Source organism: Streptomyces sp. MB09-02B (genome assembly GCF_033794485.1).
GTDB lineage: Bacteria > Actinomycetota > Actinomycetes > Streptomycetales > Streptomycetaceae > Streptomyces.
Genome location: NZ_JARGEE010000300.1, coordinates 1 through 11265, shown reverse-complemented (window position 1 = coordinate 11265; position 11265 = coordinate 1). Strand labels below are relative to the sequence as shown.

Genomic DNA, 11265 nt, shown 5'->3' with positions numbered 1-11265 from the left:
GGGGGGCGTGGGGGAATGGAGGCGCGGCGCGCTTCCGTGCTCATGCACCCCCCGTTTCCTCGTCCCGTGCAGACCCGGAGGTCGTCGTCTCCTGCCGACCCGAGGGTCGTTCTTCCCGCCGACCCGGAGGTCGTCGTTCCGTGCGGACCAGGACCCGGAGGTCGTCCAGGTGTCCGACCACCCGTGGGGAGCGGTCGTCGCGCACGGCTCGGGTATCGCCCGCCAGGGCCCGCCGACACCTCGGGCAAGCCATACCCGTGGCAGCGGATCGGCATCCCCGTCGAGGTCGTCCCTGCGTGCGCGTCACTCTACGGGTTGGCCCCGGTCGAACGGGAACCAGTCCGCGGGACCGTGGCTTTAGCCCGGAACGTCCCCCTACCCTGCGGTAATCATGTCTGGCAGGCTTCGTGCATGACTGCGCGCGCCGCCGACCGGGCCCGGTACGACCGGGCTACAGCTCATCTCGACGCCCCGCTGGCGATCGTCGACCTCGACGCCTTCGACGCCAACGCCGACGACCTCGTCCGCAGGGCCGGCGGCAAGCCGATCCGCGTCGCGAGCAAGTCCGTACGGTGCCGGGCGCTGCTGGAGAGGGTCCTGGCCCGCGAGGGTTTCCAGGGCATCATGTCGTTCACCCTCGACGAGTCGCTGTGGCTGGCCCGTTCCGGGTTCGAGGACGTCCTGCTCGCCTACCCGTCGGCCGACCACGAGGCGTTCGCCGAACTGGCGGGCGACCCCAAGCTCGCCGCCGCGGTGACCGTGATGGTCGACGACCCCGCCCAGCTCCAGCTGATCGACAACTCCCGACGCGGCGGCACCGAAGTCGTCCGCGTCTGCCTGGAGTTGGACACCTCGCTGAAGCTTCTCGGCGGACGGGTGCGCGTCGGCGCGCGGCGCTCCCCCCTGCACTCCCCCGCGCAGGTCGCCGACATGGCGCGTGCCGTCGCCGAGCGCCCGGGGTTCAAGCTGGTCGGGATCATGGCGTACGAGGGTCATATCGCCGGTGTCGGTGACTCGGTGGCCGGGCGGCCGCTGCGGTCGCGGGCGGTGCGGATGATGCAGGCCACCGCGAAGAAGGAGCTGGCCGCGCGGCGGGCCGAAGTGGTGCGCGCCGTCCGGCGGGTGGCGCCGGACCTGGAGTTCGTCAACGGCGGCGGCACGGGGAGTGTGCAGCACACGGCGGCCGAGGACGCGGTCACCGAGATCGGCGCCGGGTCCGGGCTGTACGTGCCTCGGCTCTTCGACAACTACACCTCGTTCACGGGGCGTCCGGCCGCGCTGTTCGCGATGCCCGTCGTACGACGCCCGGGTGTCGGGGTCGTCACCGTCCTCGGCGGCGGCTACCCGGCCTCCGGCGCGCCGGGCCGCGACCGGCTGCCGGTGCCGTATCTGCCGGAGGGGCTGAAGTACGACCCTCAGGAGGGTCCGGGCGAGGTGCAGACCCCGCTGCTCGGGGCGCCCGCCGACGACCTGCTGCTCGGCGACAAGGTGTGGTTCCGGCACGCCAAGGCCGGTGAGCTGTGCGAGCGGTTCGACGTGCTGCACCTGGTGGAGGGCGACGAGGTGACGGCCACGGTGCCGACGTATCGCGGCGAGGGTCACACGTTCCTTTAGCGCGTTCCGGTGGCGGCGGTCACGAGGGGCCGAGGCTGCTGCCCACTCCCCCGCCCGTGTCGGCCTCCGCGTCGCCCGCCGGGCGGATGCCCCGGACGATCTCGTCGATGTCGTCGAGCGGCGGGCCCTCGTCGCCCGCGTCGAGGGCGAACCGGACCAGGACCGGGGCCTCGGAGCCACTGCTGGAGGGGAAGACGAGGGACTGGACGTAGCCGCCGGCGCCGGCCCCCGTCGTCACCCGCCAGCGCACGTAGTAGCCGGCGCGGCCCGCGACGGCGACCGAACCCGAGCCGACGACCTCGTGGCCGGTGATGCCGTCGTACGGCTGCTGGTCCAGGACGTCGCGGTCGAAGGCGTCGTTCGCGGCGTCCTCGATGTCGTTCTCGGCGAGGATCTTCGGGGCGGTCTCGTCGCTGCCGGTGACGGTCCGGGAGACGACGACGCCGCCCCGGCACACACTTCCCTCGCCGGGGCAGTCGAAGGTGCCGTCCGTGACCAGGACGGCGTCCTCCTCGCCGGATCGGTCGCCGCCCTCCCAGCCGTCGGGAACCGGGAACGTGATGCCGTTGAGGTCGTCCACGACGCGGTTCGCGTCCTCGGCGGGGGACGGGGTGGCGGACTTCGCCGGGGAAGGGCCGTCCTTCTCGTCGGTCCCGGAGGTCGGGGACGCCGTGGTGGTCCGCGTCTCCTGCCCGCCGTCGCCGTCCTTGCCGAGGAGCAGGACACCGCCGGTGACCGCCCCGGCCACCAGGACGGCTCCGACGGCGGCCAGGGCCACGACCCTGGTGCGGCCGGGACCCCGGCGCGCGGGCGGCTGGGGCACGGGTGGCACGGGCTGTTCCGGCTGGCGCCGGTGGTCGGTCCACGCGGTTCCGTCCCACCAGCGTTCGGTGAGCGGGAAGGACGGGTCGCGGTACCAGCCGGGTGGCGGCGAACTGCTCATCCCGGCACTTTAATCACACCGACGGGGTCGGTGTTCCGGTGGCCGGGAGGCAGCGCCTTGCGCGTCCGGACCGGACCGCCTAGAGCGGGGTGACGTACGCGCCCGAGATGCCGCCGTCGACCAGGAAGTCGGTGGCGTTCACGAAGGACGAGTCGTCGCTGGCGAGGAACGCGACGGCCGCCGCGATCTCGGTGGCCTCGGCGAACCGGCCGACCGGGATGTGCACGAGCCGGCGCGCGGCCCGCTCCGGGTCCTTGGCGAACAGTTCCTGGAGGAGGGGGGTGTTCACCGGCCCCGGGCAGAGCGCGTTGACGCGGATGCCCTCCCGGGCGAACTGCACGCCCAGCTCCCGCGACATCGCGAGCACGCCGCCCTTGGAGGCCGTGTACGAGATCTGGGAGGTGGCGGCGCCCATGCGGGCCACGAAGGACGCGGTGTTGATGATCGAGCCCTTGCCCTGGCGGCGCATGTAGGGGATCGCTGCCTTGCAGCACAGGTAGACGGAGGTGAGGTTGACCTCCTGCACCCGCTTCCAGGCCTCCAGGCCGGTCTCCAGGATGGAGTCGTCGTCGGGCGGGGAGATGCCCGCGTTGTTGAACGCGATGTCGACGCTGCCGTAGGTGTCGTAGGCGGTCTTGAAGAGCGCCTCGACCTGCTCGGGGTCGGTGACGTCGACCTTCACGAAGATTCCGTCGACCTCCTCGGCGGCCGCCTTGCCGCGTGCCTCGTCCAGGTCGCCGCAGACGACGTGTGCGCCCTCGGCCGCGAGCCGGCGGGCGGTGGCGAGGCCGATGCCGCTGCCGGCGCCGGTGATGACGGCGGTGCGGCCGACCAGGCGGCGGCAGATGTTCTCAGGGGTCGTCGAGGTCACTGTGCGGGGCCTTCCGTGCTGATGAAGACGTTCTTGGTTTCGGTGAAGGCGGCGAGTGCGTCCGGGCCCAGCTCACGGCCGATGCCGGACTGCTTGAAACCGCCGAAGGGGGTCCAGTAGCGGACGCTGGAGTGGGAGTTGACGGACAGGTTGCCCGCGCGGACGCCCTGGGAGACCCGTAGGGCGCGGCCGACGTCCCGGGTCCAGATGGAGCCGGAGAGGCCGTACGGGGTGTCGTTGGCGAGCCGGATCGCGTCCGCCTCGTCGGTGAAGGGCAGCAGGACGGCGACCGGGCCGAAGATCTCCTCGCGGGCGGCGGCGGAGTCGGGCAGTTCGCCGGTGAGGACGGTCGGCGGGAACCAGAAGCCGGGCCCCTCGGGGGCGTCGCCCCGCAGCGCGGAGGCGTCGTCGGGCACGAACGACCGTACTCGGTCCAGCTGTTGACGGGAGATCAGTGGTCCCATCTGGGTCTTCTCGTCGGCGGGGTCGCCCACGACCACGCCGGCCAGCGACTCGGCGAGCAGGCTCTTGACCTCGTCGTACACGGACTCCTGGACCAGGACGCGGGTGCGGGCGCAGCAGTCCTGGCCGGCGTTGTCGAGGAAGGAGAACGGGTCGACGGCGGTCTTGAGGTCTGCGTCGGCGAAGACGATGTTGGGGCTCTTGCCGCCGAGTTCTAGGGTGACCTGCTTGACCTGGTCGGCGCAGAGTTCCATGACGCGCTTGCCGGTCCGGGTGGAGCCGGTGAACACGATCTTGGCGACGCCGGGGTGGCGGACGAGGGCCTCGCCGGTGATGTCGCCGCGTCCGGGCAGCACTTGGAGGAGGTGTTCGGGGAGCCCGGCCTCCAGGGCGAGTTCGGCGAGGCGCAGCGCGGTGAGCGGGGTGGTCTCGGCGGGCTTGAGGATCACGGCGTTGCCGGCGGCGAGGGCGGGTGCGGTGCCCCAGGCGGCGATCGGCATCGGGAAGTTCCAGGGGGCGATCACACCGACGACGCCGAGCGGTTCGAGGATCGTGATGTTCAGGCCGCCGGGCACCGGGATCTGCCGGCCGGAGAGCCGTTCGATCCCGCCGGCGGCGTAGTCGAGCAGGTCCCGGACGTTGCCGGCCTCCCAGCGGGCGTTGCCGAGGGTGTGTCCGGCCTCGCGGACCTCCAGCAGGGCGAGTTCCTCGATGTGGTCGTCGACGACTGCGGCGAAGCGGCGCAGCAGCCGGGCCCGGTCGGCGGGGGCGACGGCGGCCCAGGCGCGCTGTGCCTTCTGCGCCCGGCGCACGGCCGTGTCGACGTCGTGCTCGGCGGCGCCCGCGACGGCGGCGATGACCTCCTCCGTCGCCGGGTTGAGGACGTCCAGGATGTGGTGCTGGGACAAGGGTTGCCTCACAGACGTTCGAAGGAGCGGCGCAGCTCCCAGTCGGTCACGGCGGCGTCGAAGGCCGCCAGCTCGACGCGGGCCATGTTCAGGTAGTGCGCGACCACCTCGTCGCCGAAGGCGGCCTTGGCGATGGGGCTGTTCTCCCAGAGTTCGGCGGCCTCGCGCAGGGTGGTCGGCACGTGGTCGTACTCGGCGGCGTAGGCGTTGCCGGCACACACCTCCGGCAGTTCCAGCTTCTGCTCGATGCCGTACAGGCCGGCCGCGATCAGTCCGGAGACGGCGAGGTGCGGGTTGACGTCGCCGCCGGGGAGCCGGTTCTCGAAGCGCATCGAGCGGCCGTGGCCGACGACCCTGAGGGCACAGGTGCGGTTGTCGTACCCCCAGGCCACGGCGGTCGGGGCGAAGGAGCCCGGCTGGAACCGCTTGTAGGAGTTGATGTTGGGGGCGTAGAGCAGCGAGAAGTCGCGGAGGGCGGCCAGCTGTCCGGCGAGGAAGTACCGCATGACCTGGGACATGTCCTGCCCGTCGGCCATGACGTTGGTGCCGTCGGCGTCGGCGAGCGAGAGGTGGATGTGGCAGGAGTTGCCCTCGCGCTCGTTGTACTTCGCCATGAAGGTGAGCGACACGCCCTCCTGCGAGGCGATCTCCTTGGCGCCGGTCTTGTAGATCGCGTGCTGGTCGCAGGTGACCAGGGCCTCGTCGTACTTGAAGGCGATCTCGTGCTGGCCGGGGTTGCACTCGCCCTTGGCGGACTCGACGGTCAGCCCGGCGGCCCCCATCTCGTTGCGGATCCTCCGCAGGAGGGGCTCGATGCGGCCCGTGCCGAGGACCGAGTAGTCGATGTTGTACTGGTTCGCCGGGGTCAGGCCCTTGTAGCCGGCGTCCCAGGCCTGCTCGTAGGTGTCCTTGAAGACGATGAACTCCAGCTCGGTGCCCACGTTGGCCGTGTAGCCCAGTTCCGCGAGGCGCTCCAGCTGGCGGCGCAGGATCTGGCGGGGCGCGGCGACGACCGGGGAGCCGTCGGTCCAGGCGAGGTCGGCGATGAGCATGGCCGTGCCCTCGTTCCAGGGCACCCGGCGCAGGGTGCTGAGGTCGGGGTGCATGGCGAAGTCGCCGTAGCCCCGGTCCCAGGAGGACATCGCGTAGCCGTCGACGGTGTTCATCTCGGTGTCGACGGCGAGGAGGTAGTTGCAGCCCTCGGTGCCGTGGGAGAGGACCTCGTCGAGGAAGAAGCGCGCGGCGAACCTCTTGCCCTGGAGGCGCCCTTGCATGTCGGGGAAGGCCAGGACGACAGTGTCGATCTCACCGCCCGCGACGAGGGTGTGGAGTTCCTCGACGGAGAGCGGGGGTGTGCGGTCTGCCACGGGAAAGCCTCCTAGGGGCTTCTTCGGCCACCCCGGAGCCATTCAGCCATCCGGGAGCCATAAGGTATTACTCGTAACCATTAGTTGGGAAGGGGCAACGGTCACATGTCGCGGACAGGGACGGAACCGGAGACTCCGTGGGCCGACGACCGATTGGCGTCCGTCCTGCGTCCGGTCCGGGCGGGCAACGGTTTCGAGGAGGCGCTGGAGCAGATCCTCCAGGTGGTCCGGCTCGGCCTGGTGCCCGGCGGCGAGCGGCTGCCCGCCGAGCGCGAGCTGGCGGAGCGGCTCGGGATCAGCCGGGTGACGCTGCGCGAAGTGCTGAAGGTGCTCCAGGACCAGGGTCTGATCGAGGCGCGCCGCGGGCGGTACGGCGGCACGTTCGTGCTGCCCCGCGTCGCCACGCCGGACGAGGACGAGCTGCGCCGACGCCTGAAGGGCATCGACGTCGAGGACACCCTGCGCTTCCGTGAGGTGCTGGAGGTGGGCGCGGCGGGGCTGTGCGCGGCGCACGGCCTGAGCGACGACCAGGCCGAGCGGCTGCGCGGGGCGCTGGCGCGCACGCACAACGCGCCGCTCGCGGAGTACCGTCGGCTGGACACCCTGCTTCACCTCACCATCGCCGAGCTGTCCGGCTCCCCCTCGCTGGCCGCCCAGTACGCGGGCGTACGCGCCGGGGTGAACGACCTGCTCGACTGCATCCCGCTGCTGGTGCGCAACCTGGAGCACTCGCAGCAGCAGCACACGGCCCTGGTGGAGGCCGTCCTCGACGAGGACGCGGAGGCGGCGCGGGAGATCATGCGGGAACACTGCGCGGGCACGGCGGCCCTACTGCGCGGCTTCCTCGGATGAGCACGTATTTACGCTCGCTTAACGCAGGGGTATTGCTTTTCGGCCACCCACCCCACAAAGGTATGGATCCATTCCTTTGAGTGGGGAGAGTGCGCCATGTCCCTGAAAGCCACGGACACCGCCGACGCGGCGGACGACTATCTGGAGCGCCGGACGCTCCGCCGGGGCAGCGCCGGCTGGGTCCTGCTGACCGGCCTCGGCGTCGCCTATGTCGTCTCCGGCGACTTCTCCGGCTGGAACCTCGGCCTGGCGGAGGGCGGCTTCGGCGGTCTGGCGATCGCCACGGTGCTCATGGGCACCATGTACGCCTGTATGGTCTTCGCCCTCGCGGAACTGTCCGCGATCCTGCCGACGGCGGGCGGCGGCTACGGTTTCGCACGCCGGGCGCTCGGCCCGTGGGGCGGCTTCCTGACCGGCACGGCGATCCTGATCGAGTACGTGCTCGCCCCCGCCGCGATCGTGATCTTCATCGGCGACTACGTGGAATCGCTGGGCCTGTTCGGCCTGGAGTCCGGCTGGCCGGTCTACCTCGTCTGCTTCGCGATCTTCATCGGCATCCACCTCTGGGGTGTGGGTGAGGCGCTGATCGCCAGCTTCGTCGTCACGGGCATCGCGGTCTTCGCCCTGATCGTGTTCGCCCTGGGCGCGCTGCCCGACTTCAGCGTGTCCGCGCTGGACGACATCCCGGTCGATTCCTCGGCGTTCGGCGCGAGTTCCTGGCTGCCCATGGGACTGCTGGGCATCTGGGCGGCGTTCCCGTTCGGCATGTGGTTCTTCCTGGGCGTCGAGGGCGTGCCGCTGGCCGCCGAGGAGACCAAGGACCCGGCCCGTACGCTGCCGAAGGCCATCCGCTGGTCGATGGGCGTCCTCGTGGTGCTGGCCGTGATCACCTTCTTCGCCGCGGCCGGGGCACGCGGCTCGAACGCCATCCAGGCGGCGGGCAACCCGCTCGTCGAGGCGCTCCAGCCGGACGGCAAGGCGACGGCGCTGAGCCGCTTCGTGAACTACGCCGGTCTGGCAGGCCTCGTGGCTTCCTTCTTCTCCCTGATCTACGCCGGCTCGCGCCAGCTCTTCGCGCTCTCCCGGGCCGGCTACCTGCCCCGCGTCCTCTCCCTCACCAGCGGCCGCAAGGCCCCGTACCTGGGGCTGCTGGTGCCGGGCACGATCGGCTTCGCGCTGGCCGCCGCCAGCGGGGACGGCGGCCGGATGCTGAACATCGCCGTCTTCGGCGCCACGATCAGCTACGCGCTGATGTCCCTGTCGCACATCGTGCTGCGCCGCCGGGAGCCGGATCTGGAGCGGCCGTACCGCACGCCGGGCGGCGTGCTGACCTCCTCGGTCGCCCTCGTCCTCGCGTGCTCGGCGCTGGTGGCGACGTTCCTGGTGGACGTGACGGCGGCGTTCATCGCGCTCGGTGTGTACGCGGTCGCGGCGGCGTACTTCGGGTTCTACAGCCGCAAGCACCTGGTGGCGAAGGCGCCGGAGGAGGAATTCGCGGCGCTGGCCGCGGCCGAGGCAGAGTTGGCCCGGGACTGAGCGCTCCGTTCCACGGGTTCCGTGGTGCGGGGTTCGGTGACTTCCACGCGTGAGGAGCATGTGTGACCAGGCCGTTGATCGGTGTGAGTACGTATCTGGAGTCGGGGGCACGCTGGGGTGTCTGGGAGCTGGAGGCGGCGCTGCTGCCGGTCGGCTACCCCCGGCTCGTGCAGGCGGCGGGCGGCGTGGCCGCGATGCTGCCGCCGGACGACCCGTCGTACGCCGCCGAGGCGGTCGCCCGTCTCGACGGCCTGGTCATCGCGGGCGGGCCGGATGTGGACCCGTCCCTCTACGGCGCCGAGCGCTCCCCGCGCTGCGGCCCGGCCGCGCCGGCGCGCGACGCGTGGGAGCTGGCGCTGATCCGGGCGGCGCTGGACACCGGGACGCCACTGCTGGGCATCTGCCGGGGCATGCAGCTGCTGAACGTCACGCTCGGCGGCACGCTGATCCAGCACATCGACGACCATGTGGCCGAGGTCGGCGTCTTCGGCCGCCACGCGGTGAAGCCCGTACCGGGCACGCGCTACGGCGACCTCGTCCCCGAGGAGACGGACGTCCCCACGTACCACCACCAGGCGGTGGACGACCTGGGCACCGGCCTGCTGCCCTCGGCCCACGCCTCCGACGGCACGATCGAGGCGATCGAACTACCGGACCCCGCATGGGTGTTGGGCGTGCAGTGGCATCCGGAGATGGGCGAGGACGTGAGGGTGATGCGGGCGCTGGTGGAGGCCGCGACACCCTGAGCGTCCGGGGGGTACGTTGTCGGGTGCGGGCCGGTGGGGCTTCTCGCGCAGTTCCCCGCGCCCCTGACAGCGGGGCTGCGCTCGTCACCCGATGCCGTGCCCCTCCCTCACATCCACGCCGTCGCCACCTCCGTCGCCACCGTCGTCGCCCCTGGGCTCGTCCGGCGGATCATGGGTCGAGCCAGGGCCGGACCGAGGCGGGGGCCGAGCAGTGCTGTAATCGTGTTGACCGCCCCGGCAGGCAGTGCTGGAGTCGGCACGTGGACAGCATCCCCGCCAACCGGCGGTTCTGGAACCGGATCAGCAGCGCCTACCAGCGCGAGCACGACCCGCAGATCGGCGCCACACCCCGGCTGTGGGGCATGTACTCCATCCCCGACGCGCACCTGCACGCCCTGGGCGACGTCACCGGCAAGCGCGTCCTCGAACTCGGCTGCGGCGCCGGCCAGTGGTCCAGGGCGCTCGCCTCCGAGGGCGCCACCGTGGTCGGGCTCGACCTGTCCGAAGCCCAACTCGCCGCAGCGGCCGACGCGATGGGAGCGGCCCGCTACCCGCTCGTGCAAGGCGCCGCCGAACAACTCCCCTTCGCCGCCGACAGCTTCGACCTGGTGTTCTGCGACTTCGGTGGGCTCAGCTGGGCGCCCCCGCACCTGGCCGTCCCGGAGGCCGCACGCGTCCTGGGCCGAGGCGGGCGCCTGGTGTTCAACGTCGCCAGCCCGTGGTTCGAAGCTTGCTACGACGAAGCCGCCGCCCGCGTGACCACGACGCTGCAACAGGACTACTTCGGGCTGAACACCATCGCCGAGGACGACGGCGCGACCAGCTATCAGCTCACCTACGGCGACTGGGTCAAGGTCCTGCGCGGCGCGGGTCTCGTCATCGACGACCTCATCGAGCCACGGCCCGAACCCGGAACACCCAACGGCTACAACGAAACCGACCCACCCGACTGGGCACACCGCTGGCCGGCGGAACTGCTCTGGGTGACCCACAAACCGTAGGTTCCGCCGCGCCGTGACCTGAAGGCATCCTCTCGCCGGGCAGGCCTAGTAGCGGTCCTGCCCGAGTCGCCGCCTCAGCCATTGCACGGCCGCCTCGCCCTGGGCTCGCTGGAAGGCGCGGAGGGTGGGGATGCCGGGGACCGGCGGTCGGCGGGAGGCTTCGATCAGGAAGCCGGCGAAGGCGGCGAGCGTGGCGGTGACGCCGACGGGGTCGGCGTCACGCGCCAAGGGGTGGGACGTGAAGACCTCCTCCGGGTCCGGCCCGCCCTGAGCCCGGACGCAGGGCAGCAGCAACAGCAGGTCGAACCAGGGCGCCGCCGCGCCGTGGGCGTGCGGCCAGTCGACGAACACGACCCGGCCGTCCGCCGTCAGCAGCATGTTGTCGGCGCGCAGATCGCAGTGGGCGAGACTGTCTCCGACGGCGAAGTCCGACCAGCGGGCGGCCAGTTCGGCAAGCCCGGGCAGTTCGCGCACGGTCCACGGGTCGAGCCCTTCGCCCCGGTCCCCGCGGTCGATCATCCGTTGCCAGCCCAGGAAGTTGCCCGTCACACCCTCCACGAGGGGCCGCGCGGCGACGGGCGCGGGCGTGAGCGCACGGCCCAGCTCCCCGACCGCGTCCAGCACGGCCCCCAACTCACTATCCCGCCACGGCACATGGGGCTGTCGACCCACCACGTCCTCGAACACCAGGGCCACCCAGGTGCCGTCGTCGTACGAGCCCAGCAGTCGGGGCGCGGGCACCTCCGACGGCAGGGCGGCGGCGTTGCGGGCCTCGCGGCGGTGGATGGCCGGGCTGTCGGGGTTGGCGTGCGCGCTCACCGCCTTCACGAACGCGCGGAAGCCTTCAGCGGTGACGACGCGGGCGGCGACGCCCGGTGAGAAGCCTCCCTCCTGGGTGACCGCCTCGGTCACGGGGGCGCCGAGCAGGTTGTGGACGGCGTCGCGCACGGGGGTGGGGAGGGCTT

10 protein-coding genes are annotated in these 11265 nt (G+C 71.7%); 5 read left to right on the top strand and 5 right to left on the bottom strand.

Translation table 11 applies throughout. The features are described 5' to 3' along the window. The first annotated feature begins 411 nt into the window (after positions 1–411). On the top strand, positions 412–1614 hold the full coding sequence (locus P1P70_RS31605; protein ID WP_319243870.1) for an amino acid deaminase/aldolase: 1203 nt from the start codon (positions 412–414) through the stop codon (positions 1612–1614). 19 nt (positions 1615–1633) lie between these two features. Here P1P70_RS31605 and P1P70_RS31600 read toward each other — a convergent pair whose 3' ends face one another. From P1P70_RS31600 to P1P70_RS31585, 4 genes are all read right to left on the bottom strand, one after another. Continuing rightward, the gene (locus P1P70_RS31600) at positions 1634–2557 is read right to left on the bottom strand and encodes a DUF2510 domain-containing protein (protein ID WP_319243868.1); all 924 of its coding nucleotides are present in this window, start codon (positions 2555–2557) and stop codon (positions 1634–1636) included. A 79-nt stretch (positions 2558–2636) separates the two neighbouring features. Further along, entirely contained in the window at positions 2637–3428 is a 792-nt protein-coding gene (locus tag P1P70_RS31595; protein ID WP_319243866.1) for a 3-oxoacyl-ACP reductase, read from the bottom strand. After that, positions 3425–4798 (bottom strand): aldehyde dehydrogenase family protein, encoded by a 1374-nt coding sequence (locus tag P1P70_RS31590; RefSeq protein ID WP_319243864.1) that lies wholly within the window; start codon positions 4796–4798, stop codon positions 3425–3427. Before P1P70_RS31590 ends, P1P70_RS31595 begins: the two co-directional genes overlap by 4 nt. Before the next feature lie 8 nt (positions 4799–4806). Continuing rightward, the gene (locus tag P1P70_RS31585) at positions 4807–6165 is read right to left on the bottom strand and encodes a glutamine synthetase family protein (RefSeq protein ID WP_319243862.1); all 1359 of its coding nucleotides are present in this window, start codon (positions 6163–6165) and stop codon (positions 4807–4809) included. A gap of 105 nt (positions 6166–6270) precedes the next feature. On the opposite strand from P1P70_RS31585, the gene P1P70_RS31580 reads away from it, so the two are divergent. From P1P70_RS31580 to P1P70_RS31565, 4 genes are all read left to right on the top strand, one after another. Then, complete coding sequence (locus tag P1P70_RS31580; protein WP_319243861.1) at positions 6271–7017, top strand: FadR/GntR family transcriptional regulator; 747 nt, start codon at positions 6271–6273, stop codon at positions 7015–7017. Positions 7018–7113: 96 nt separating this feature from the next. Then, on the top strand, positions 7114–8553 hold the full coding sequence (eat, locus tag P1P70_RS31575; RefSeq protein WP_319243859.1) for an ethanolamine permease: 1440 nt from the start codon (positions 7114–7116) through the stop codon (positions 8551–8553). 62 nt (positions 8554–8615) lie between these two features. Then, the gene (locus P1P70_RS31570; RefSeq protein WP_319243857.1) at positions 8616–9299 is read left to right on the top strand and encodes a gamma-glutamyl-gamma-aminobutyrate hydrolase family protein; all 684 of its coding nucleotides are present in this window, start codon (positions 8616–8618) and stop codon (positions 9297–9299) included. 260 nt (positions 9300–9559) lie between these two features. Beyond that, positions 9560–10300, top strand: coding sequence for a class I SAM-dependent methyltransferase (locus tag P1P70_RS31565; protein WP_319243855.1), 741 nt, complete (start codon positions 9560–9562; stop codon positions 10298–10300). A gap of 45 nt (positions 10301–10345) precedes the next feature. Here the strand turns inward: P1P70_RS31565 and P1P70_RS31560 are convergent. After that, the coding region (locus P1P70_RS31560) for an aminoglycoside phosphotransferase family protein (RefSeq protein ID WP_319243853.1) at positions 10346–11265 on the bottom strand (920 nt) is incomplete at its 5' end.